The sequence below is a fragment of the Neobacillus drentensis genome (genome assembly GCF_036962125.1).
GTDB classification, from domain to species: domain Bacteria; phylum Bacillota; class Bacilli; order Bacillales; family Cytobacillaceae; genus Neobacillus; species Neobacillus drentensis_B.
The window spans coordinates 17,966-40,669 of record NZ_JBALOA010000021.1; the positions used below are offsets into that span (position 1 = coordinate 17,966).

The 22,704-nt window shown below is 37.7% G+C and carries 25 protein-coding genes and 1 riboswitch; of the genes, 17 read left to right on the forward strand and 8 right to left on the reverse strand.

Going from position 1 to position 22,704, the window contains the following annotated elements; genetic code table 11:
- The first annotated feature begins 125 nt into the window (after positions 1–125).
- Positions 126–1,397, forward strand: a complete 1,272-nt coding sequence (locus V7121_RS18100; RefSeq protein WP_335493472.1) for a M48 family metallopeptidase — start codon at positions 126–128, stop codon at positions 1,395–1,397.
- 96 nt (positions 1,398–1,493) lie between these two features.
- Here V7121_RS18100 and V7121_RS18105 read toward each other — a convergent pair whose 3' ends face one another.
- Entirely contained in the window at positions 1,494–1,730 is a 237-nt protein-coding gene (locus tag V7121_RS18105) for an IDEAL domain-containing protein (protein WP_335547326.1), read from the reverse strand.
- Positions 1,731–1,922: 192 nt separating this feature from the next.
- Here V7121_RS18105 and V7121_RS18110 point away from each other — a divergent pair, with 192 nt between their 5' ends.
- Positions 1,923–2,498 carry a competence protein ComK gene (locus V7121_RS18110; RefSeq protein WP_335547328.1) on the forward strand — a complete coding sequence of 192 codons (576 nt, stop codon included), beginning with the start codon at positions 1,923–1,925 and terminating at the stop codon, positions 2,496–2,498.
- Between the two features lie 13 nt (positions 2,499–2,511).
- On the opposite strand, the gene V7121_RS18115 is transcribed toward V7121_RS18110, so the two are convergent.
- Positions 2,512–2,877, reverse strand: coding sequence for a hypothetical protein (locus V7121_RS18115; protein ID WP_335495670.1), 366 nt, complete (start codon positions 2,875–2,877; stop codon positions 2,512–2,514).
- A gap of 259 nt (positions 2,878–3,136) precedes the next feature.
- Here V7121_RS18115 and V7121_RS18120 point away from each other — a divergent pair, with 259 nt between their 5' ends.
- From V7121_RS18120 to addA, 5 genes are all read left to right on the forward strand, one after another.
- Entirely contained in the window at positions 3,137–4,072 is a 936-nt protein-coding gene (locus tag V7121_RS18120) for an LCP family protein (protein ID WP_335495671.1), read from the forward strand.
- A 44-nt stretch (positions 4,073–4,116) separates the two neighbouring features.
- On the forward strand, positions 4,117–4,782 hold the full coding sequence (locus V7121_RS18125) for a TVP38/TMEM64 family protein (RefSeq protein WP_335495672.1): 666 nt from the start codon (positions 4,117–4,119) through the stop codon (positions 4,780–4,782).
- On the forward strand, positions 4,772–5,326 hold the full coding sequence (lepB, locus tag V7121_RS18130; protein ID WP_335495674.1) for a signal peptidase I: 555 nt from the start codon (positions 4,772–4,774) through the stop codon (positions 5,324–5,326). The genes V7121_RS18125 and lepB overlap by 11 nt, the downstream gene beginning before the upstream one ends.
- A gap of 174 nt (positions 5,327–5,500) precedes the next feature.
- Positions 5,501–8,995, forward strand: coding sequence for a helicase-exonuclease AddAB subunit AddB (addB, locus tag V7121_RS18135; protein ID WP_335495676.1), 3,495 nt, complete (start codon positions 5,501–5,503; stop codon positions 8,993–8,995).
- On the forward strand, positions 8,985–12,773 hold the full coding sequence (gene addA, locus V7121_RS18140; protein WP_335495677.1) for a helicase-exonuclease AddAB subunit AddA: 3,789 nt from the start codon (positions 8,985–8,987) through the stop codon (positions 12,771–12,773). The genes addB and addA overlap by 11 nt, the downstream gene beginning before the upstream one ends.
- 45 nt (positions 12,774–12,818) lie before the next feature.
- Here addA and V7121_RS18145 read toward each other — a convergent pair whose 3' ends face one another.
- From V7121_RS18145 to V7121_RS18170, 6 genes are read right to left on the reverse strand one after another with little or no spacing between them, the layout of a single operon-like run.
- Positions 12,819–13,037, reverse strand: a complete 219-nt coding sequence (locus tag V7121_RS18145) for a spore germination protein (protein ID WP_335495679.1) — start codon at positions 13,035–13,037, stop codon at positions 12,819–12,821.
- Positions 13,038–13,092: 55 nt separating this feature from the next.
- Positions 13,093–13,500, reverse strand: coding sequence for a spore germination protein GerPE (locus tag V7121_RS18150; RefSeq protein ID WP_335495681.1), 408 nt, complete (start codon positions 13,498–13,500; stop codon positions 13,093–13,095).
- A 5-nt stretch (positions 13,501–13,505) separates the two neighbouring features.
- The gene (locus tag V7121_RS18155; protein WP_335495682.1) at positions 13,506–13,682 is read right to left on the reverse strand and encodes a spore gernimation protein GerPD; all 177 of its coding nucleotides are present in this window, start codon (positions 13,680–13,682) and stop codon (positions 13,506–13,508) included.
- Complete coding sequence (gerPC, locus tag V7121_RS18160; RefSeq protein WP_335495683.1) at positions 13,682–14,293, reverse strand: spore germination protein GerPC; 612 nt, start codon at positions 14,291–14,293, stop codon at positions 13,682–13,684. Before gerPC ends, V7121_RS18155 begins: the two co-directional genes overlap by 1 nt.
- Positions 14,294–14,353: 60 nt before the next feature.
- A complete protein-coding gene (locus V7121_RS18165; protein WP_335495685.1) occupies positions 14,354–14,584 on the reverse strand; it encodes a spore germination protein GerPB in 231 nt (76 codons plus the stop codon).
- 17 nt (positions 14,585–14,601) lie between these two features.
- Positions 14,602–14,823 carry a spore germination protein gene (locus tag V7121_RS18170; RefSeq protein ID WP_335495686.1) on the reverse strand — a complete coding sequence of 74 codons (222 nt, stop codon included), beginning with the start codon at positions 14,821–14,823 and terminating at the stop codon, positions 14,602–14,604.
- A gap of 263 nt (positions 14,824–15,086) precedes the next feature.
- A riboswitch (cyclic di-GMP riboswitch) is annotated at positions 15,087–15,173 on the forward strand.
- Between the two features lie 139 nt (positions 15,174–15,312).
- On the opposite strand from V7121_RS18170, the gene V7121_RS18175 reads away from it, so the two are divergent.
- The 10 genes from V7121_RS18175 (at position 15,313) to V7121_RS18220 (ending at position 22,692) form a co-directional block, all read left to right on the forward strand.
- A complete protein-coding gene (locus tag V7121_RS18175) occupies positions 15,313–15,645 on the forward strand; it encodes a DUF192 domain-containing protein (RefSeq protein ID WP_335495840.1) in 333 nt (110 codons plus the stop codon).
- Positions 15,646–15,660: 15 nt separating this feature from the next.
- Complete coding sequence (locus V7121_RS18180) at positions 15,661–15,843, forward strand: Flp family type IVb pilin (RefSeq protein ID WP_335495688.1); 183 nt, start codon at positions 15,661–15,663, stop codon at positions 15,841–15,843.
- 91 nt (positions 15,844–15,934) lie between these two features.
- Positions 15,935–16,453 carry an A24 family peptidase gene (locus tag V7121_RS18185; protein ID WP_335495689.1) on the forward strand — a complete coding sequence of 173 codons (519 nt, stop codon included), beginning with the start codon at positions 15,935–15,937 and terminating at the stop codon, positions 16,451–16,453.
- Positions 16,450–16,833, forward strand: coding sequence for a TadE/TadG family type IV pilus assembly protein (locus tag V7121_RS18190; RefSeq protein WP_335495691.1), 384 nt, complete (start codon positions 16,450–16,452; stop codon positions 16,831–16,833). Before V7121_RS18185 ends, V7121_RS18190 begins: the two co-directional genes overlap by 4 nt.
- An 18-nt stretch (positions 16,834–16,851) precedes the next feature.
- On the forward strand, positions 16,852–17,769 hold the full coding sequence (locus tag V7121_RS18195; protein ID WP_335495693.1) for a TadE/TadG family type IV pilus assembly protein: 918 nt from the start codon (positions 16,852–16,854) through the stop codon (positions 17,767–17,769).
- 9 nt (positions 17,770–17,778) lie between these two features.
- Positions 17,779–18,486 (forward strand): Flp pilus assembly protein CpaB, encoded by a 708-nt coding sequence (gene cpaB, locus V7121_RS18200; protein ID WP_335547330.1) that lies wholly within the window; start codon positions 17,779–17,781, stop codon positions 18,484–18,486.
- Positions 18,487–18,507: 21 nt separating this feature from the next.
- Entirely contained in the window at positions 18,508–19,353 is an 846-nt protein-coding gene (locus V7121_RS18205) for an AAA family ATPase (protein WP_335495695.1), read from the forward strand.
- 13 nt (positions 19,354–19,366) lie between these two features.
- Positions 19,367–20,800, forward strand: coding sequence for a CpaF family protein (locus V7121_RS18210; RefSeq protein WP_335495696.1), 1,434 nt, complete (start codon positions 19,367–19,369; stop codon positions 20,798–20,800).
- Positions 20,800–21,762, forward strand: coding sequence for a type II secretion system F family protein (locus V7121_RS18215; RefSeq protein WP_335547331.1), 963 nt, complete (start codon positions 20,800–20,802; stop codon positions 21,760–21,762). The genes V7121_RS18210 and V7121_RS18215 overlap by 1 nt, the downstream gene beginning before the upstream one ends.
- Positions 21,763–21,765: 3 nt before the next feature.
- Positions 21,766–22,692: a type II secretion system F family protein gene (locus tag V7121_RS18220; RefSeq protein WP_335495699.1), complete on the forward strand. Its 927-nt coding sequence runs from the start codon at positions 21,766–21,768 to the stop codon at positions 22,690–22,692.
- The last annotated feature ends 12 nt before the right edge of the window (positions 22,693–22,704 follow it).

The window sequence follows — 22,704 nt, forward strand, 5'->3', positions numbered from 1 at the left end:
TTATCTCAGTTGGAGCGCTCCAGGTCATACACCGCTGAACAGGGCGTTTCCGCTTTTCTGGTTCTATTTTGTCTTTTTTTTACTAAACTAAGTATAGAGAGTCTGTACACAAAGGGGGACAAATTATGGCGAGGAAAATGGGAGTCTATGCAGTTGTGGGCTACATTCTATATGGATTGTTTTTTTATTGGTATTTATTTTACTTTGCTGATACAAGCCTTCCCTTTGAATACGAGGGATCGAAGGCAGACCCGACCACCTTCTTAAATGGCAGGGAACTTATGCTGACGGAGGAATATTCAAAAATAAGAAATTTATTATTTTTCTTATCTACTCCGTTAGAATGGCTTATTTATTTTTTAGTATTATTATTCGGTTTATCTAAAGCATTTAAGCGCTGGGCAGAGGATTCATCAAAGTATAAATTACTTCAAAAAGCAATTTATCTTTTATGGTTATCAATTTTTGCTTATGTGGCGACATTTCCATTAAGCTATATTAGTTATTCTCTAGCTAAGACGTATAATATTTCAACCCAAACCTTTGCTGCTTGGATGAAGGATGAGGTAATTGACTTCTGGCTTAACTTTGGGACATGGCTGATTATTGTCCCCGTACTATACTGGCTGATGAAAAAAAGTAAAAAACGGTGGTGGCTTTATGGATGGCTATTATCCATTCCGTTTACATTATTTATGATGTATCTGCAGCCAGTAGTGATTGATCCTCTATATAACGATTTTTATCCACTAAAAAATAAAGAATTAGAAACAAAAATCCTCGCGCTGGCTGATAAGGCTGAAATTCCAGCCCGGCACGTATTTGAAGTGAATAAATCGGATGAAACGAATGCTTTAAATGCCTATGTTACGGGGATAGGCTCTAATGCAAGGATTGTTCTATGGGATACTACCCTAAATAAATTAAATGATAATCAAATATTATTTATCATGGCTCATGAAATGTGCCATTATGTTGAAAAACATATCTATTTTGGAATCGCTGGCTATTTGCTGATTTCGTTGTTGGGTTTATATTTGACCTATCGGATTATGAATTTGGCGACTAGGCGCTGGGGGAAAGAATTAAAAATTTCAGATGCTAGTGATATCAGCTCCTTACCATTATTTTTTATGATCCTATCGATGCTCCTTTTTGCGGCAAGTCCCTTTACCAATTTTACTTCACGTTACCAGGAGACACGCGCTGACAAATATGCCATCGAGATGACCAAAAATCCAGAAGCAGCCATCACTTCGTTCCAAGAATTAACTCGTTCTGGCTTAAGTCAAGTGAATCCTCCACTCTTAGTAAAAATATTCAGGTATACCCATCCTTCAATGCTGGACCGAATTTCCATGCTTGAAGAATATGAAGTGAAAGAACGAAATAAATAGATACCACATTTAAAAGGCTGAGACATTCTTTTTGTTTTAGCCTTTTTTATAATTCATAATAAAAAAACCGTCAATATTGACGGTTTATAAAGTAATTTACGTTCCAAATCTCTTGTTAATTTCCCTTAGTTGCCCAGAGAGGTGGAGGAATGATTTTTTGTCTCGCCCATCAATCGCTGCATCAATTTTTCGTAGTAACTTTTCTTTTTCAACAGTTAGTTGAATTTCAGACAACAGCATTTCGATGTATAAATCCTGGACGTAGTTCTCTTTCAATCGATTTCGTTTCATGGCCCCAAGTTTCATTAGTTCTGTGTATGATTTTTCATTCATGAAAATCACCTCTGATGCTTTTTAAAATTATATGGTTTTTTTGGAAGAATATCATTGGTTTTTATAATTTTCTGATAAATATTTATTTAGCCAAAATTTTGTGAATAATTTAAGAACAATTCCGAAAAGTGAGGGAATAAAAAAAAGGGAGTGGTAAGATATGGTGGATAAGATTAAAAGGAGTTGAATGGATTGAAACAAACTCAAATTGAAGAATATGAAATCAATGCGCGAACAATGTTTGTAGAACCAGTAGTGTATGGAGGTAAAATATATTCACGTGCAGTGGAATTAGAAGATGAATTCTTATCTCCCTTTAAGCCATTGGATATAATTAAAAATAGCTGTCTTTATTATGGTGTTGATTACGAAAGCAGGAAAAGAGGAACCCGGCAATTAATTGGCTATTCCAGAAAACTCTCTATCATCATTGAACCAACTTACCACATCTACTTTTTCCCTACAGTTTCGCCGCAACTTCCTGAGTGTATTTGGATAGCACTTGAACATGTTGAGTGTTATCGCCGCATATCCGCACAAAAAGCAATGGTTATTTTCCGCAATAAACAATCATATATTTTTCCAGTTTCAGCAAGTACGATCGAGAGTCAGATGTTAAGAACTTCCTTTTTAAAAACGAAACTCATGCAAAGAATAGAAAGTAATGGTAAAAAGGTATTTTATTCCGCTCGTGGGCCTGAGTCTGTGAATGCACTAGAAAGATCCCTTGAATACGATGCTAATTTGAAGGATGAAAATGAAAGTTGATAATGACTAATAATTAACGGGAAAGATGTTTTTTTAATAAATAGGCTTCCATTAATTCTTGGACTTTGTTTCGAATTCTTGGATTAAAGTAATTATGGTTTTCTTCATATCCTTTATAAATAAACCTATACATCGTAAAAGCATCGTCCCGTTTTGTTTCAACTACCTGAAGATTATTCTTTTTCATATATTGTTTCACGTCCGCTAATTCCCTCTGTATTTCCTTCATTGTTTCTTCAATTAAATCAAGATATGGTTGTTTTAATTTAAAAGGACTTTTTTCTACTACGTTTAAATCCCGATTTAAGATAATTAGAACCATTGGCAAATACATAGCCTGCTCCATTATGTCTCGGTCACCTTCGGGGATTCTGGTCATTTTCCCGCCACACCTTTCATTAAAAATAGAACAAATGTTCCTCTATATTTTACAAAAAAGAAATATGAAAAGCAATAGTACATTACAACTTGTCACTTGACGAGTTTTTTTATTGAAATTTTTGGCCTATATATGAGAAAGTTTTTATTAATAGAAGGATATCTGATAGGGGAAAATGAATTAAATGAAGAAACCCCTTATAAGAAAAAACAGTCAAATAGACAGGAGAAAAAAATCAGGGATGAATAGGTGATAAACAATGAGAGCTGATAAACATCAAATCAAGAAAAAGAGAAGATGGCCATCCATATTACTTGTGTTTTTACTAATAATTGGGGCAGTCGCAGGTTATGCCTATTATCAATACCAGCAGGGCGTTAACCAATCACTAAAAAAAATCGATAAGAAAGCATCAAATGTTGTTTATACTTTTGAAGGACAGAAGGATCAGTATGGAGGAACAAATATCCTTGTGCTGGGAAGCGATGCAAGAGGAAAGGAAAAGTCTCGTGCCGATACGATTATGATTGTTCATTATAATGAAGACAAAGGGACATTTAAACTAACTTCTATTATGAGGGATAGTTACCTCGAGATTCCTGGGCATGGGAAGCATAAAATTAATTCTGCATTTGCTCGCGGTGGTCCAGAATTGATGAGACAAACCATTAAACAAAATTTTGATATTGACCTTCAATACTATGTCATTGTAGATTTTCAAGGCTTTGTGCAACTTATTGACGAAGCATTCCCTAATGGCGTAGAGATTGATGTAGAGAAAAAAATGTCCAAAAATATTGATGTTACTTTAGAGCCAGGTCTGCAAAAATTAAACGGAAAGGAAATGCTCGGCTATGTCCGTTATCGTCATGATGCGATTGGCGATTTTGGAAGGGTACAGCGTCAACAAAAGGCAGTGAAGGCGATTGGAGATCAAATGATGGGATTGCAAACGATTCCCAAGCTTCCTAAACTAATTGGGGTCGTTACGCCGTATGTGAATACAAATATGAAAACATCAGACATTACTTTCATGGCTAAGGATTTCTTTTCGAGTAATCGCGGAAATATCAATACACTACGAATTCCTGTCGAAAATAGCTATTCGGATGCGCGGATAGCAGGGGAAGGAGCAGTATTAGATATTAATATCGCAAAGAATAAAGAGGCACTCCACCAATTTATTACAAAGTAAACCTAGTCATTGCTAATTTTGTAGGAAAATGAGGAGAAAAAAGGATGGATACTGAATCATTAAGAGCATGGTTTACGCTTGAACATATTATGAATCTTATTCAGGAATATCGAGCCCTCGGTCCAATTCCAGGCATACTGCTTATTGTTATTGAAGCGTTTCTGCCATTTCTCCCATTGTTTCTATTTGTAATGGCTAATGCCAGTGCTTTTGGACTTTGGCTGGGTTTCTTATATTCCTGGCTAGGAGCATGTATTGGGGCAATGCTCGTATTTATGATAGTCAGAAGGTATGGACAAAAAAAGTTATTATCTTTTTTGTCAAAGCACCCTCAGGTTCGCAAACTGATGGATTGGGTGGATCGTCATGGGTTTGGCCCTCTCTTTTTACTGCTCTGTTTTCCCTTTACACCCTCAGCGATAGTGAATATCGTTGCAGGACTTTCTAAAATTCGCCTGCCCCAATACATGCTAGCTGTGTGTATTGGAAAAATGGTGATGATTTTCACAATTAGTTTTGTTGGCTATGATATCCAATCTTTGTTGACGAAACCTCTTCGTACTGTTGTAGTATTGCTTATAATTTTCATTCTTTGGATTGTTGGTAAACGAATTGAAGGCAGAATGAATAAGAGTACGGAAACTGACCATAATGGTGAAATAGATAGAAACGATAAGCAGGAGAAACGGAGGAGTTTTAATGAAAATTGAATGGAAAAAAGAAGGCATGGAATGGGTAAAGGCATTTGCGATTGGAATCATTATTTTTGCTTTTATTCGCACATTTTTCTTTTCAAATTATGTGGTTGAAGGCGAGTCGATGATGCCGACACTACAGGAAGGCAACAAGCTTGTTGTTAATAAGCTTGGGTATCAAGTAGGGGAATTGAATCGGTTTGATGTGATTGTATTTCATGCTAATGAAGAAGAGGATTTCGTTAAACGAATTATCGGTCTTCCAGGTGATAAACTTGAATATCGGAATGATCAGTTGTATATCAATGGGCATAAGTATGAAGAGCCATTTTTAGATGTTTATAAACAAAAGTCTCCCGGAATTAGGATTACAGGTAATTTCAGTTTAAAGGAGATTACTGGTGAAACTAAAGTTCCGGAGGGAAAATTATTTGTCCTGGGTGATAATCGTTTAGGAAGTTGGGACAGCAGGCAATTCGGTTTTATTTCAGCTAGTCAAGTCGTCGGAAAAGTGGATTTACGCTACTGGCCTTTAAATGAAATGGACGTCCATTTTTAATTAATGAACTTAAGGATTAACACGATGATAAGTCGTGTTTTTTTTATTTTTAAACGTCGAATTTTACCAATTATGGCTGGAATGTGCGGTGCGGTATTCCAAACGTTTGTACTTATTTTATGGTAGAATGTTAGATATGAAGTTTTCGAGTGTTGTGGAAAGTGAGGTTTTTATATGTCATTAAGAATGGTGATTGGGCGCTCAGGAAGCGGCAAAACAGCTATGTTCCTTAATGAAATAAAGGAGCGGCTGCTTGAAGAACCTGATGGTGCCCCGATTGTTTATATTGTTCCAGAGCAGATGACTTTTTTATCTGAGTATCGATTAGCAACCGACCCGGCAATTGGCGGTATGATTCGTGCTCAGGTATATAGTTTTTCACGACTAGCATGGCGAATTTTGCAGGAGACAGGTGGGATTAGCCGAATTCATTTAAGCAGTGTAGGCATGAGCATGTTAATCCGCAAAATTATCGAGGAGCAAAAGGAGCAACTAAAGCTTTTTCAACGTGCGGCTGATAAAACTGGATTTATCCAGCAACTTGAGCAAATGATAACTGAATTCAAACGCTACTGTATACGACCAGAGGATTTAAAACAAGGCTCGAACCAATCAATTGAAGACATAGCAACTGCCAATGTCTTAAATGATAAACTCAAAGATTTAGAAATTATTTATAAGAAATTTGAGGACGAAATTTTTGGTAAATATATCGATTCGGAGGATTACTTTCAACTCTTAGCTGAGAAAGTAGTCTCTTCGTCTTATTTAAAAAATGCTGAAATATATATTGATGGCTTTGATAGTTTTTCACCCCAAGAATATCGTATAATTCTGGAATTGATGAAGCAATGTAAATCCGTCTCGATTGCATTAACAACCGATCATTTCTCCATTAATACCATCCCAGATGAGCTTGATTTATTCCGACTAACAGGTGGTACTTGTCTTTCTGTTTACGAATTAGCCCAAGCTAATAGTATTGAGATGGAACAGCCTGTCTTTTTACGTGAACCGAAAAAATGGACCGATCCATCCTTACGTCATCTCGAAGAAAAATTTGATAATCGGCCTGCCGTGCCTTATATAGGGGAAACGAAAATTAATATTAGCCAAGCCGTTAACCGTAGAGCTGAGATTGAAGGGATTGCCAGGGAGGTTCGTGATTTAGTCAGGACGAAAGGATTTCGTTATCGTGATATTGCTTTGTTAATCAGAAACGGAGAGGACTATCATGAAATTGTTGAGCCTGTGTTCAACGATTATCAGATACCCTATTTTATTGATCAAAAAAGGACGATGATGAACCATCCGCTGATTGAATTAATTCGCTCCAGTCTTGAAGTGATTAATTCATACTGGCGTTATGAACCGGTGTTTCGAGTGGTAAAGACAGAATTGGTCTATCCCCTTCAGGAAAATTCCGCTAAAATGCGAGAGAAAATGGACAAACTAGAAAACTACTGTCTTGCTTACGGAATTAATGGAAGTAAATGGACAAAAAAAGAGCGTTGGAATTATCGACGCATTCGAGGACTCGAATTAGAGGTAAATTCGCAAACCGATGCGGAAAAAGAGATGGAACAAGAGTTAAATGAACTAAAACTAATGATAACAGCACCGCTATTACGTCTTTCAAGACGATTGAAAAAAGCTGATTCCGGTAGAAAACTTTGCGAAGCCATCTATTTATTGCTAGAGGAATTAGATGTCCCAGCTACGCTTGAAAATTGGAAGCTAATTGCCGAAGAAAAAGGCGATCTTGTAAAAATGCGTGAGCACGAGCAAGTCTGGAATGCAGTCATTGATCTTCTTGATCAATATGTTGAAATCATGGGGGATGAGCCAGTCTCATTAAAGGAATTTGCCGCGATTTTAGAATCGGGGTTTGAATCCTTACATTTTTCACTTATTCCACCTGCACTTGATCAGGTTTTGATTGGGGATTTAGAAAAATCCAGACTGAATGAAATAAAAGTCGTGTTTGTTGTGGGGGTTAGTGAAGGAATATTTCCTGCAAAAATATCTGATGATGGGATTCTCTCAGATGAAGATAGGGAAATGCTGTTAGCAGCTGGGATTACAATCGCACCAAGCAGCAGGCTGCGGTTGCTTGATGAAAATTATCTAGCATATAAGGCGTTTACAGCACCATCTGAAGCCCTTTATCTAAGTTATCCACTTGCGAATGAGGAAGGCAAGTCGTTAATTGCTTCATCGTATATTAAGAGAATGAAAGATATGTTTCCAGGGGCAAATGAGCTTTTCTATGTCACGGATCCATCACAGGTTTCGGAATTAGGTCAACTGAGCTTTATTTCAAATTTTACCACCGCTTTATCTTATCTCAATGCTCAATTGCAATGGAAACAACGGGGCTATCCCATTTCTACACTTTGGTGGGATGTTTACAACTACTATCTCGAAAGTACGGAGAAGCACAAAGCCCAAAAGGTATTTTCAAGTCTGTATTATACGAACCCAACTGTTAAGCTGTCAAAAGAGGTAGCCGATGAATTATATGGAGAATCGATCCAAGCCAGTGTTTCAAGAATGGAGCTATATAACTCCTGCGCTTTTTCTCACTTCGCTCAGCACGGCTTAAAGCTTCGGGACCGCCAAGTGTTTCGCTTAGAAGCACCTGATATCGGAGAGTTGTTTCATGCTGCTTTAAAGCAAATTGCTGATATTGTTAATGAGCAGAACCTAACTTGGTCTGAACTATCAAGGAAACAATGTGAAGACCTATCAAAGGAAGCAGTCAGGACATTAGCTCCAAAGCTGCAAAACGAAATATTATTAAGTTCCGAGCGTCATCATTATATAAAACGGAAATTGGAACAGATTATTACCCGTGCTTCTGTTGTCTTAAGTGAGCATGCAAAAGTGAGTGGTTTTTCACCCATCGGTTTGGAATTAGGATTTGGACCAAATGGTAAATTGCCTCCTTTATCATTCTCGTTGAAAAATGGAAAGAGAATGGAATTAGCCGGAAGAATTGATCGAGTCGATCAGGCAAAAGCAGCTGATGATAGTGTCTTTTTACGTGTCATCGATTATAAATCGAGTGAAAAGGATATCAATTTTAGTGAGGTGTATTATGGACTTGCGCTGCAAATGTTAACATACCTAGATATCGTCATGACACACTCGAATGAATTAGTAGACATGAAAGCTAGTCCTGCTGGCGTTCTCTATTTCCACGTTCATAATCCTTTTATAAATACGACTAAAATGTTAACTATTGAAGAAATTGAAAAAGAAATGATGAAAAAGTTTAAAATGAATGGTTTAATGTTAAGCGATCAAAATGTGATTCGGCTTATGGACCAGTCACTCGAATCAGGTGATTCACAAATTATTGCTGCAGGGATAAAAAAAGATGGGAATTTATCAAAAAAATCTAAAGTTGCCAGTCTCTCAGAATTTGATGACTTAAAAACCTATGTACGTAAATTATATCAAAGAACGGGTAACGCAATTATCGATGGTCAACTAGATATTGCCCCATATAAATTAAAAGATAAAACACCTTGCACGTTTTGTTCTTATAAATCGGTTTGTCAATTTGATGAAGCTATTGAACACAATCAATTCCGAATTCTCACACCACACTCGAAGGAAGACGTATTAGAGCTAATTAGAAAGGAGGTACAGGATGTTGAGTAATTTCGTCATTCCACCTAAACCTGATGATGTAACCTGGACAAATGATCAGTGGAAAGCCATCATGGCCAAAGATAGAGATATTTTGGTCGCAGCTGCAGCAGGTTCTGGAAAAACAGCGGTTCTAGTGGAAAGAATCATCCGAAAAATCGTATCAAAAGAAGAACCGATTAATGTTGATGAACTATTAGTCGTAACATTTACGAACGCCTCAGCAGCTGAAATGAGACATCGGATTGGGGAAGCTTTAGAAAAAGCCATTGATGCAGACCCAAGCTCACGCCATTTAAGAAAACAACTCAGTTTATTAAATAAAGCATCAATTTCAACACTTCACTCGTTTTGTATGGAAGTCATTCGAAAGAATTATTACTTAATTGATGTCGATCCTGGGTTTCGCATTGCTGATGAAACAGAGGCACAATTAATCAGAGATGAAGTAATGGACGAATTATTTGAAGAAGAATATGGAAAAAAAGATAATGAGGCATTTTTTAACTTAGTAGACTCATTCACTAACGACCGAAGTGATGCTGCTTTAATGGATATTGTTCGTTCGATTTATGACTTTGCAAGGGCAAATCCTATGCCCAATCATTATTTACAGTCAATCATTTCAATGTACGATGTCTCGTCCTTTAATAATATATCGGATCTCTCCTTCATGCAGGCACTTTTATTTGATATCGAACTGCAATTGGAATCGGCGAAGGAACTGATTAAACGGGGTTTGGAAGTAACCAACCTCCCAGGCGGACCGGCACCTAGAGCGGAGAACTTCCTAGATGATTTACAGATGATAGATACGCTTCTGCTTGCCAAGCAGGACTCTTGGGAAACACTTTATCAAGCGATGCAGACGTGGTCCTTTTCACGGGCAAAACAGGTAAAGGGTGACCAATATGATAAGGATCTAACAGAGAAATCTCAAAAACTACGTGATAAAGCAAAGAAAAAACTTCAAGATTTAAAAGATGAGCTATTTTCTCGAAAACCTGAAAGCTTTTTACGGGATATGGAAGAAATGCGACCGTTAATAGAAACATTGGTTCATCTAGTGAAAGAATTTTCAGAGCGGTTTGAACAGGTCAAAAGAGAAAAGGGACTTGTTGATTATGCAGATTTAGAGCACTATTGTCTTGGCATCTTAACAAGTGAAATCTCAGCTGAAGGAGAATTTCTTCCATCGGAGGCGGCACTGTCTTACCAAAGACATTTTAATGAGGTTTATTGTGATGAATATCAAGATACAAACATGGTGCAGGAAACAATCCTAAAGCTTGTAACTAAGAAAGATGAGCACAATGGAAATATGTTTATGGTTGGAGATGTAAAGCAGTCGATATACCGTTTTCGTTTGGCTGAACCGAACCTTTTCCTCAGCAAGTATAACCGCTTTAAAGTTGACGGACAATCTAGTGGATTACGCATTGATCTAGCACGAAATTTCCGAAGCCGAAAAGAAATCCTTGATGCTACTAACTATTTATTTAAACAAATTATGGGTGTCAAGGTTGGTGAGATCGAATACGATGAGGCGGCAGAGTTACGGGCGGGTGCCCCCTATCCAGAAGAGGAACCTTATCCGGTCGAACTTCTGCTCATTAATCAAAATGTAGAGGATAAAGGATCGGTTACAATATCGGAAGGTGAAGCTGAGGTAGAAGTAGAGGAATTTGATGCAGTAGGACTAGAACAATCCCAACTGGAGGCAAGGGTGATTGCATCGAAGATAAAAGAATTAGTTGTTGATGGTGCACCGGTCTACAATCCAAAAACGAAATCTAGTCGGCCTCTAATGTATCGGGATATTGTAATCTTGCTTCGTTCCATGACCTGGGCACCACAAATCATGGAAGAATTCAAGCAGCAAGGGATACCTATTTATGCTAACTTATCCACAGGCTATTTTAATGCGACTGAAGTGGCGATTATGATTTCCCTCTTGCGTGTGATTGATAATCCTTTCCAGGATATTCCGCTTGCAGCCGTTTTACGCTCCCCCATTGTAGGGTTGAATGAGGAGGAATTATCAAGAATCCGCATTTATCAAAAGCGAGGATCATTTTGGGAGGCAGTTACTGCTTTTTGCAAGAGTAAACAAGCTGAAAATACAGTTGAATTTTATGATAAACTTCGTCGTTTTTATGATCTTTTGACAGAATGGCGCAGGATGGCAAGACAAGGTTCGCTGTCCGAGTTAATTTGGCAGCTATATCGTGATACCCAGTTTTATGATTTTGTCGGAGGTTTACCAGGAGGAAAACAGCGTCAAGCTAACCTGCGTGCTTTATATGATAGAGCTCGGCAATACGAACGTACTTCTTTTCGTGGGCTGTTCAGATTCCTTCGGTTTATTGAACGAATGATTGAAAGAGGAGATGATTTAGGAGCTGCAAGGGCGCTTGGGGAGCAGGAAGATGTGGTCCGGATTATGACCATTCATAGCAGTAAAGGTCTGGAATTTCCAGTCGTATTTATGGCAGGAATGGCACGAACCTTTAATATGGCAGATGTTCGTAAACCATATATGCTTGATAAAGAATACGGATTTGCATCTAAGTACGTAAATGCGGAAAAACGAATTTCATATCCTTCCTTACCGCAAATGGCTTTTAAGCGGAAAAAGAAGATGGAAATGCTCGCCGAAGAAATGCGCGTCCTATATGTAGCGATGACAAGAGCGAAAGAAAAACTTTACTTAACTGCAACACTAAAAGATGCACTTAAAAAGATCGATCAATGGAATGACGCTTCATCCAATCCAGAATGGCTGTTAAAGGATTATGAACGAGCAGCAGTTTCTAGCTATATTGACTGGATTGGCCCCGCGCTGATACGCCATCAGGACAGTAGTGAGTTAAGGATTAGTGAACCGGTAAATGCCCTTGTTCCTGAAGAAATCACAAGTCACCCTTCCATCTGGAATATTACTTTGATAAGTGCAGAGGAAATTAGGAAAATGGAAAAGGAAGTAGAAAGGCAAGAGGATCACTTCCTTGAAATAGTCCAAGAGGGGGTGCTTGTCCCAGCCACGTCACCATTTGCTGAAGAAATAAAATCACGCTTAGAATGGGAATATTCCTATTCAAATGCAGCGGTTCATCGCTCAAAGCAATCGGTTTCTGAAATCAAACGTCAACGAGAAATAGCGGATGAACAAAGTGGGACAGACCTTGTTTCCAACTTTAAAAAATCGATTGTCAAACGTCCGAAATTTATGCAGGAAAAACAATTAAGTCCTGCTGAACGCGGTTCTGCCATGCATATGGTAATGCAGCATATCGATTTAACAAAATTAGTTAGTCAAGAATCTATCGAGGAACAAGTAACATGGATGGTCAATAATGAATTATTAACTCCAGAACAAGCCGAAGTCATCGACAAAAAATTGATTGTTCAGTTCTTTCATTCAGATTTAGGGTTGAGATATTTTAAAGCAAAAACGATTAACAGAGAAGTTCCCTTTACACTTTCCCTGCCAGCACGTGATGTGTATCCGGATTGGAAAGATGAGGACGAATCTGTGTTTGTGCAAGGGATTATAGATTGCATCTTTGAAGATGAACATGGTCTTGTTTTGGTCGATTACAAATCCGATCGAATTTCAGACCGCTATAAAGGCGGCTTTGAACAAGCGAAATCAATTCTTGAAGACCGCTACAAGGTTCAAATAAACTTATATACACGGGCAATTGAACAAATCTGGAAAAGAAAGGTCACAGAAAGATATTTATTTTTCTTTGATGGGGCTCATATTTTGAGGATTGAAAGGAATTAAACAATAAAAAATGACATAGACCATTTCGATGGTTTATGTCATTTTTTAATTATTCCCCGCAATTGGCTGGTCGATTACTTTTGTATCGAGTACATTAGTGCCACTTAACCCCGTGTTTGTCACGATCAACCCACCGGTATTAAAACCACCTGAACCTGCATTTACTTTAGAGGCGCTTTTTGGAGAGATATATACAGTATCGCCAAACTGCACGATACCGCCACCTACGTTAATGATTTGGACTGGGCCGATAATCGCTGGCATGACCAACATCCTTTTTAGTGAACTCACTTATCAATCTATAAAGTAACTTATGCATTTATATATGTCCTTGTTCGCCTACTTCTTCTGGGTTCCTATGAATTGGAAGTAATTGGCGAATATGCATAACTCTCGCTTCCATCGATACATGACGGCTGCTCCCAACATGTAAAAGAGAAGCTGAAGATATCCCGATAATTTCAATCTTACCTACTTTAATTAGAGGGTTCGGATTTTGGCGTGAATAGGTGTAAGCTTCGTTAATAGGTAAAAAAGGAATCGGTTCGGAAAAGGCTCGATATAGAGAAAGGTTTCCCTCATTACCGTAAAATTCCTCCACTTCCCTTTGGACTGCAAGGGCTTTTGAGAGTCCATTAATTATACAGGAGTCTCCTAACTGTACCGCAGAGGAAAAAGAGGCAGTTTTAACTTTTATAATGTCTACAAATGAGGTTCTCTGCAACATGATGCTCACTCCGGTGTTAGCGGAACAAACGGGCCGATAATTAATGATTCCGCAGGAGTATCAAAAGTTGAGGCCAACTGAATCGTTTCTGTATCGCCTACCATGACTAACGAGGAACTTGCCACCCCAGTGATTTTTATGTTTTGGACACAGAGATCGCGGTTATAAACTTGAAAGTCCATTATGTGTTCATTCCTTTCAGATTTTCAGGCAAATTACTGAAAAAAACATTCACCCCATTTTGAATTTCCTTCTTTATTGCTTCAATAATTATATCGTCGGAAGGGTCATTTATAGAAGATCGGCTGCTAGAGGATTGGGAGTTTAAATGCTGTTCAATCCTTCCGGGAAGCTGTTTAATAATGTCTTGTTTAATGAACGATAAATATTCATCGTTCGGTTGAACAGCTAATTCCCTCTGGACCGCTTCAACCATTAGAGGTAAATCAGTCTCTAAATATCTGTATATAGCTTCCTCTATTTTCATAGATCTTTGCATTTGATCTTTTGGTGAAATAGGGGTGGTTAAGGATTGATTTTGGACGGCGAAGTCTTCGATTCCAGATAATTCCGAAGGGTTTAGACCAATGTTTAATGTTCCTTCCAATGTCTCAACCTTTAATTGATCAAATTTATATTCAATTTTATCAACGTGAATAGATTGTTTTTCGTTTAATTGTTTAATCACCTCTTGCATTTTTTTGAGGGTAGTCTCTAATGTTTGGATTCGCTGCTCTTGGGCTTGAATACACATCTGCAGCCACTGAAGGTATTGGGAATAATCCTGATACATGTAATCACCTCACAATTATTTCACCAATAAGTTTATTGATTGTAAATAGGATTAGCGTATTTATTTTTCCTGACTTCTAACGGAAGCTTGTAATGGTACTGCTGGTGCTTCCAACAAGGAGCCTGCAGGTTTAAATGGATGCGGTGCTGGCTGTGTAAATCCACCAGTATTATATAGATGAGCAGAAGGTTTGATGATTCCAGCACTACCTATTTGTAAGACTGAAGAATTGGTAATACCGCCTATTTTGATGTAATTAATTTGAATGGACTGCTGTATATAAAAATTCATATAAACCCACCCATTTATTAAGCATTCAGTGCAATCCCTTGATCGAACACATCTGAATCATTAGTATTTGTAGAACTAACATTATTTTGGAGCTGTATGCTATCCCCAGTGTTAAAGGAACCAGCACCTGAAAAGGTTTTTGCAGTAGAAAATGGCATGATTTTATATACATCGCCAATATGGAAAACAGAACTGCTTCCAAGTGTAATGACCTGTGCAACTCCAACAATTGCTGGCATTATCAACACCCTTTTTTCATAGTATCTTCTACATCCTATGTATGGGCGAATGTTTTGTGATTAATTCGCCCAAATAAATTGGAACGAAGGTCTTCTCTTGCTTTATTTACGCTGTTATTATTAATTTTATTGGGGTAGAAGTAAAAAAATGGTGATAATTACCTATGAAATTCGACGCAAAATGATAAATTAGTAGGATATTCGATAAATCCAAAAGGGACGATAATGTGATTAAGAGATCAGTCGGAAAAATAAACACTGAATCTCGATAAAGGCAAAGCTGATGAAAATCAGTGACGCAAAGCTAAAGGGGCTAAGGTGCACTTGCACTACGCCAGCCAGTTACCGAAAGATCAGGGTGTTTCATAATAGATATTCTATGTCTGCATAGTCAGTCTATGTATATATAGTTGTTCTATGACTTTTAACCCCCCTTTCGGTAAAGGCGGGGTTATTTCTATTGCTTGGAGGTGAAAATCATTGAAAGTCGTGAATCTGACAAACGGAGCGGAACTGGTCAATAACTTATCAACAGCTAACACCTTTTTAAAGAGATTAAAAGGGTTGATGTTTTCGAATAGTTTACCAGCAGGTCACGGCTTGTTAATCCAACCCTGCCAATCCATTCATACGTTTTTTATGAAGTATTCCATCGATGTCCTCTACATAAGCAAGGACTTAGAAGTTGTCGGACTAGACGAAACGTTAATGCCCGCAAAAGTAGGCAAGCTTCAAAAAAGAGCCTACAGCGTTTTGGAACTGCCAGCAGGAACAATCCGTCAAACCGAAACGAAAATCGGAAACTATATAACCATAAAATGAAAAGGGGTTTTACAAATGATGAAAAAAATGAAAGCTTTATTAACAGAAGAACAAGGACAAGGTATGACTGAGTATGGTTTAGTGTTAGCGGGAATCGCAGTAGTGGTTGTAGGTGCTGTTGTAATTCTTAAGGACAAAATCGGTGCTATCTTTACTAGTATTTCTTCATCATTAACTAGTGCAATTAGCGGCAGCTAATTAAAAAGTGGTCCGGCACAAATAACATAGGAGCCTTGCGTTCAATGCAAACGTGAGGCTTTTTTCTATAACTTTACTAGGAGAAGAACCAATGTGGAGTACTTATTTATTATTTATTCTCTTACTCATATGTGTTATTACCGATCTTAAGGAACGAAAAATCTATAATGCTGTGTTATTTCCATTTTTACTTCTTGCCTTGATTCTGCATGCCATTACGGGAGGAATTCAGGGTGTAACGGGTGCAGTATTTGGGATGTTTGTCGGGCTGGGAATTTTGTTGATTCCCTTTCTGCTTGGCGGTATGGGGGCTGGTGATGTGAAGCTCCTTGCGGTAATTGGAGGATTAAAAGGAGTGACATTTGTATTAGCCGCATCCGTATTTATGGCGTTGGCAGGTGGAGTCATGGCAATTTTTATTCTTTTCTTTCGAAAAGGGGTAAAAAGAAGACTAATTCAAATCATCTATTTTTATCTAGGCTTTTTTAATGGTGTCCGATTTCCATTGCTACATGATCAGGAAGCTATGAAAACAACGTACCCTTATGGTGTGGCAATTGCCGCTGGCGCTATTTATCAAGCATTTCGTGTTGGAGGCATTCAGATATGAGAAAGGATCAACGAGGCCAATCAATGGTTGAAACAGCACTTTTGCTTCCAGTGTTCTTACTGATTTTGGTCGGTATTATTGATTTCGGGAGACTGATCTATTCATATGCACATCTTCAAATGGCAGCACAAGAAACGGTTCGGCTAGGCGGCTTAGGTCACAGCGATCAAGAAATTTCAGACTTCGCCCATCAATATATCAACTTTAGTGACAAGACAAAGTTGACTTTAGAGATTTCTCCAAAAGATACAATCAGGCATACAGGAGACTATGTCACAGTAAAACTTCATTATCCATTTCATTTTTTGACTCCAATGATTTCAAAGTTATTTCCATCCACTTTTACAATTGATACGGATTCAACGATACGTGTCGAATAAGTGAGGAGGCGAATAGAATTGCAGCTTGTTATCAAAAAAATATTGAAAGAGGAACGAGGAAATGCCCTTATTTTTGGTATCGGGGCATTAGTAATTCTGTTAGGTGTAGCCGGTTTTGCAATTGATGGAAGCTTACTTTTTATGAAAAAAAGCCAATTGCAAAAGGAAGCAAATGCAGCTGTTCTTTCAGGTTCTCAGGAACTTACTAATACGGAGCAAAAAGTTAAGGATACAGTTCAATATATTTTAAATGCCCATAAAGATTCGTCAGCATTAGAAAAACTAGATATCGAAATGGGAAAGAAAGTGGCAATTACATTAAAAAAATCTGTTAAGCTTACTTTCGCTAGTCTATTTGGATTTGAAAAGATTGACGTTAAGGCCCATGCAGCAACTGGCTTAACTACTATCGGCAAGGCAGTCGGTGCTGCTCCGTTAGGAATCGATGAAAGTATCCCATTAGAATATTATAAAACCTATCTGTTAAAGGTGGATTCTTCAGGAGTAACGTCAGGAAATTTTGGTGTATTGGCCCTGAGTGGACCAGGTGCAAAAACCTATGAACAGAATTTACGGTACGGTTATCAAGACGAACTTAAGATGAACGATATTATTGATACGCAGACAGGAAATATCGCTGGAAGTACAAGATCAGCAATTAATGAACGGGTAATTGGCTGTTCGCAGCCTCCCGGGGATTACAGCTTGCGCAATTGTTCTCGAATATTGCTTATCCCTGTTTATAAACCGTACAGCTTTGATACGAATCAATTAAAGAGTGTAAAAATAACGGGGTTTGCCTATTTTTATATTACTGACCCAATGAGTTCGACAGATACCTCTATAAAAGGGGTTTTTATAAAAAGGGCTGGGCAGGGTTCTTATGTAGAGGGAAGTAAGGACCGAGGTGCTTACAGCATACGATTAACGGAGTAGGTGATCCAAGTGAAGTCAAAAATGGTAATCATGTTATCGCTAGTAATGGGAGTCATTACAACTCTATTATTCTATCAATATATAAACCAATTAAATACTGAAAAGGTAGCCACTGCGAAGGATAAAACTGTGGGAGTAGTGGTGGCAAAAGAGAAGATTGAAAAAAATGAAAAAATAACTTCGAAGAAACTAGAAATCGTGCAAAAGCCAGCAAAAGATGTACTCCCTCAATCAATCACAAGTCTTCCTGATGCAGAAGGCAAATTGGCCAACTCGATGATTGAAAAAGGGGAAACAATTCTTTCCCACCATCTTGGTTCCGAGCAGGAGGAAGGAGTCTATGTTTCTCGAAAGGTCAGGGATGGATACCGCGGTGTAACTGTAGGGGTGAACATTAACCAGTCAGTTTCGAATTTGCTTGAACCGGAAGATGAAGTAGATGTTGTTTTTACTAAGATAATTAAGAATAAAGCGAAGCAAGATGTTCCTCAATCTATTCTGTTATTTAATAAAGCTAGGGTTCTTGCAGTTGGCAGGAAAATGGTGACGACTGAGAAAAAGAAGGAACCTTATGTAGAATATAGTTCGGTTACACTTGAGCTGAAACCGGCAGATGCAGTCAGACTCATAAATGCATCTGAAGAAGGGAAAATTCACTTTATCTTGAATAAACGTCCACCTATGAGCGAAGAAGGTAAATTAACTCAGCAACAATAAAATAATGGAGCGTGACGATTCATGACAAGCCGTGATGAAATGCAAACTGCACAAAAAAATATGAATCCACAACGTGGGAAATTAATAGCTGTTTGCAGTGCAAAGGGCGGGATTGGTCGTACAACACTAACAGTCAATTTAGCAGTAGCGTTGATAAAGAAAAACTTCTCAGTAGGTATATTAGATGGAGATTTTCAATTTGGCGATGTAAACCTAGCAATGGATTTAAAGTTTTCTTTAACCATTAAAGATGTGATGGAGGAAATAGAATCACTAGATGAACATAGCCTTGCTAATTACTTAGCGGGGCATGAAAGTGGTGTGAAAGTACTTTCTGCCCCAGAACGACCAGAATTCGCTGATTTAATTACGAGTGAAGGATTAAATAAAATAATTAATCTCATGCTTGCGCAGCATGATTTCGTTGTGGTAGATACTTCTGTTGGTCTAAATGATCAAACCATTCGCTTTATTGAGCAGGCAGACCAAATTCTCGTTGTAACAAACCTTGAAATGGCGGCATTAAAAAATACTAAACTATTATTGGAAACTTTTGATCTTCTTGAGTTGCGTTCAAAAGTGAGAGTAGTTATTAATCGATCAAATATGGAAAGTGTTATTAATGCAACAGATGCTGCGAAAATATTAGCAGAAGAAACCCCTATTTTTATTCCCAATGATTTTCAAGTTTGCTCTCAATCAATTAATTTGGGTGTTCCTTTAGTTATGAAACATGGCAAGTCAGAAGTAGCAAAAGGCGTCTTTAAAATGGCTGAACTCCTTTCGAGTGAAAGAGTTATAACTACAGCAAAAACAAAAAACAAACGTTCAAGTTTTTCAAAATGGTTCACAAAAAAAGCTAAATAAGGTGGGTTGAGAGATGGGGCTGCTTAATAGAATTCAAGAAAAAAGTAAACTTAACAATAAAGAAACACAACAAATTCCTACAAAGAGCGAAAATCAATCATCCACACCGATGCTTGATATTCGTGCAGTATACCGTGAACAGAATACAAAGGAAAAGAAAAAAGAAAATGTAAAAGGGGCCAGAAATAACAAGCATCAAGAATTAAAGAATATCCTTTATAAAAAAATTCTTCATGAATTAAAGGAGCAGGATATCGAAAAGATCATCCCCAGAATAGACGGTATGGCTATCGAAATCATTAAAGAGGATGAAGAATTTAGAGCCCATATTGACCGGAAAAAAGTGGTTGATGAATTAATTAATGATTTAACTGGATTTGGCCCAATTAACCCGCTCCTATTAGATGAGGATGTTTCTGAAGTAATGGTAAATGGACCAACTCAAGTATATTGTGAACGGAAAGGGAAGCTGGTTTTAACAGATGTACAATTTCGTGATAATGAACATGTCATGAATATCATTGAAAAAATTGTTACGCCATTGGGAAGAAGAATTGATGAAAGTTCCCCGATGGTAGATGCTAGGCTTCCAGACGGTTCTCGAGTAAACGCAATCATTCCGCCATTAGCAATAAACGGACCAACCCTAACCATTAGAAAATTTTCAAAGGACCCCTACCAAATAGAAGATTTAATCAGATTTGGAACGGTTACTGAAGAAATGGCAATTTTTCTTGATGCATGTGTTAAGGCTAGGTTAAATATGTTTGTCAGTGGTGGTACAGGGTCTGGGAAAACGACTACACTAAATGTTTTATCAAATTTTATACCAGAAGATGAAAGAATTGTTACCATTGAGGATGCAGCTGAAATCCAGTTAGGGCAGGAACATGTGGTTTCTTTAGAGTCACGCCCTGCTAATATAGAAGGAAAAGGTTCTATATCCATTCGCGACCTTGTTAAGAATTCTTTAAGGATGAGACCTGACAGGGTTATTATTGGTGAAGTCCGAGGGGGAGAAGCACTTGATATGCTTCAGGCAATGAATACAGGTCATGATGGCTCTCTCGCAACAGGACATTCTAATAGTCCTAGAGATATGATTGCTCGCTTGGAAACAATGGTTTTGTTAGCTGGGGTTGACTTGCCCATAAAAGCAATTCGTGAGCAAATTGCTAGCGCGATCGATGTAGTTATTCAACAATCTCGCCTTAAGGATGGCTCTAGAAAAATAACAAACATAACAGAGGTTCAAGGTATGGAAGGTGATATGATAGTCCTCCAAGATATTTTTGTCTTCCAGCAAGAGGGGTTAACCCCAGAAGGGAAGATTCTTGGACGTCTAGTACCAACAGGTGTTAGACCAAAGTTCCATGAACGACTTGAATTATCCGGTAATTATATTCCAGCATCGGTGTACATTGATACTGAGGAGTGGAAGCAATAATGTTCCTTCTCCTTTTCTGTTTTTTAATATCTGCCTGCTTTTTATTTATGTGGATCTTTAAACTGTTTTTTCGTTCAGAAGACAAACTAAAAGTCCGAATGCAGTATTACTTAGATACCAAAAAAGAGATTCATAATCCAAGTAAAGTTGAAGTAAAACATTTCAGGTTTATTCAATTGGTAAAACTAAATATTCAAAAGAAGGTACTTACCAAAGAAAAGAATAACAAACTAGAAACACAACTAGCCCAGTCGGGTCTGCCATTAAAGCCGGAAGAATACATTCTTTTTCAATGGCTTTTTACGGCATTAGCCGGCGGACTATTCTATTTATTTACGGATAATTTGTTTTTTCTTTTAGTTGGAGCTATCATGGGGTTTTTACTTCCTAAATGGTATATACGAAAAAAAAAGCGTGAGCGGGTTTTGAGATTTAATGAAGGACTTGCCGATATGATTACTACTATTGTAGGTTCACTGAAGGCAGGTTTTAGTCTTCCGCAAGGGTTGAAATCTGTTGCAGAGGAAGCCAATTCACCAATTAAGGAAGAAATAGAAACTGTTTTAAAGGAAATGCAATATGGGAAAAGTATTGAAGATGCCTTAAATGATTTAAAGGAACGTATGCCAAGTGAAGATTTAGATTTAATGATTCAAGCAATTTTGATTCAAAGGCAGGTTGGTGGAAACCTAGCGACCGTTCTTGACCGGATTGTTGAAACGATTCGCGACCGGACAAAAATACATAGACAAATTGCCACGCTAACAGCACAAGGGAGATTATCAGGTTATATCATTGCCCTCCTGCCAGTAATACTAGGAATGGTTCTGTATTTAATTGAGCCTGATTATATTAGTATTTTATTTCATAATCCTATTGGTCTTGGAATGGTGGTGGCAGGTATTATTTCAGGTATATTAGGGTTTATTTTAATAAAAAAAATCACAACAATCGAGGTTTAGCCCATGTTATACATAAGTATATTTTTGACAGTTACCTTGTTTGTGTTTGGATTACTTTCATTAACTACTAAGAAAAATGCTGTTGTGCAAGAACGATTAAACTATTTTTTATTAAGTGAACAAAAAGCAAAAGACGAAAACCCGCAGACCCAAGAGAAGCAGCAATCATTTTATAATAGAATAATTAAACCAATATTCCTGGATATTAAAAAACATTCTAATAAGCGGATCTCAGGTGAGAAGGAAGAAAAATTAGATTTGAAGCTCCAAAAAGCTGGAAACCCATTTGGAATGACTCCAGTAGATTTTAGGCTGCTTCAAACCGCCTGTTTATTTATCCTTCCATCCATTTTTGGTGGATACGCGTTTCTTCTGAATGTAAGTGCTGGTATATGCATTATATTTGTTTTGTTTGGATTCTTATCCGGGTTATTTTTACCTAATCACTATTTAAAGATGAAAACAAAGACGCGGAGTAAAATGGCCTTAAGAGAATTTCCAGATATTTTAGATCTCCTAACCGTCAGCCTTGAAGCAGGTCTTGGTTTTGATGCGGCTATCACAAAGGTGGTTTCAAAAAAAGAAGGGGTTCTCATCTATGAGTTTCAACGCTGTTTAGAAGAAATTCGCATTGGTAAAACGCGAAGAGAAGCATTATCAGGCATTCGTGACCGTCTGGATGTTGATGTGATTAGAGCGTTTATTAGTAGTATCCTCCAAGCGGAGAAACTCGGAATAGGGATGGTTCGCGTGCTTAGAGTTCAATCTAATGAAGTAAGAGAACAGAGGAAACAGCGAGCAGAAGAGACGGCGATGAAAGCACCAATAAAAATGCTCTTTCCATTAATACTTTTTATTTTTCCTAGTCTATTTATTGTTTTACTTGGACCGGCCATTCTTCAAATCATCGAAACCTTTAAGAATAGTTAGAGGTTTATCGCT

Excerpts from the sequence above, each read along its gene's own strand:
- V7121_RS18100 (WP_335493472.1), top strand. The coding sequence starts at position 126 with ATGGCGAGGAAAATGGGAGTCTATGCAGTTGTGGGCTACATTCTATAT.
- V7121_RS18105 (WP_335547326.1), bottom strand. The coding sequence starts at position 1,730 with ATGAATGAAAAATCATACACAGAACTAATGAAACTTGGGGCCATGAAA.
- V7121_RS18115 (WP_335495670.1), bottom strand. The coding sequence starts at position 2,877 with ATGACCAGAATCCCCGAAGGTGACCGAGACATAATGGAGCAGGCTATG.
- V7121_RS18120 (WP_335495671.1), top strand. The coding sequence starts at position 3,137 with ATGAGAGCTGATAAACATCAAATCAAGAAAAAGAGAAGATGGCCATCC.
- V7121_RS18125 (WP_335495672.1), top strand. The coding sequence starts at position 4,117 with ATGGATACTGAATCATTAAGAGCATGGTTTACGCTTGAACATATTATG.
- lepB (WP_335495674.1), top strand. The coding sequence starts at position 4,772 with ATGAAAATTGAATGGAAAAAAGAAGGCATGGAATGGGTAAAGGCATTT.
- addB (WP_335495676.1), top strand. The coding sequence starts at position 5,501 with ATGTCATTAAGAATGGTGATTGGGCGCTCAGGAAGCGGCAAAACAGCT.
- addA (WP_335495677.1), top strand. The coding sequence starts at position 8,985 with ATGTTGAGTAATTTCGTCATTCCACCTAAACCTGATGATGTAACCTGG.
- V7121_RS18145 (WP_335495679.1), bottom strand. The coding sequence starts at position 13,037 with ATGCCAGCGATTATCGGCCCAGTCCAAATCATTAACGTAGGTGGCGGT.
- V7121_RS18150 (WP_335495681.1), bottom strand. The coding sequence starts at position 13,500 with ATGTTGCAGAGAACCTCATTTGTAGACATTATAAAAGTTAAAACTGCC.
- V7121_RS18155 (WP_335495682.1), bottom strand. The coding sequence starts at position 13,682 with ATGGACTTTCAAGTTTATAACCGCGATCTCTGTGTCCAAAACATAAAA.
- gerPC (WP_335495683.1), bottom strand. The coding sequence starts at position 14,293 with ATGTATCAGGATTATTCCCAATACCTTCAGTGGCTGCAGATGTGTATT.
- V7121_RS18165 (WP_335495685.1), bottom strand. The coding sequence starts at position 14,584 with ATGAATTTTTATATACAGCAGTCCATTCAAATTAATTACATCAAAATA.
- V7121_RS18170 (WP_335495686.1), bottom strand. The coding sequence starts at position 14,823 with ATGCCAGCAATTGTTGGAGTTGCACAGGTCATTACACTTGGAAGCAGT.
- V7121_RS18180 (WP_335495688.1), top strand. The coding sequence starts at position 15,661 with ATGATGAAAAAAATGAAAGCTTTATTAACAGAAGAACAAGGACAAGGT.
- V7121_RS18185 (WP_335495689.1), top strand. The coding sequence starts at position 15,935 with ATGTGGAGTACTTATTTATTATTTATTCTCTTACTCATATGTGTTATT.
- V7121_RS18190 (WP_335495691.1), top strand. The coding sequence starts at position 16,450 with ATGAGAAAGGATCAACGAGGCCAATCAATGGTTGAAACAGCACTTTTG.
- V7121_RS18205 (WP_335495695.1), top strand. The coding sequence starts at position 18,508 with ATGACAAGCCGTGATGAAATGCAAACTGCACAAAAAAATATGAATCCA.
- V7121_RS18210 (WP_335495696.1), top strand. The coding sequence starts at position 19,367 with ATGGGGCTGCTTAATAGAATTCAAGAAAAAAGTAAACTTAACAATAAA.
- V7121_RS18215 (WP_335547331.1), top strand. The coding sequence starts at position 20,800 with ATGTTCCTTCTCCTTTTCTGTTTTTTAATATCTGCCTGCTTTTTATTT.
- V7121_RS18220 (WP_335495699.1), top strand. The coding sequence starts at position 21,766 with ATGTTATACATAAGTATATTTTTGACAGTTACCTTGTTTGTGTTTGGA.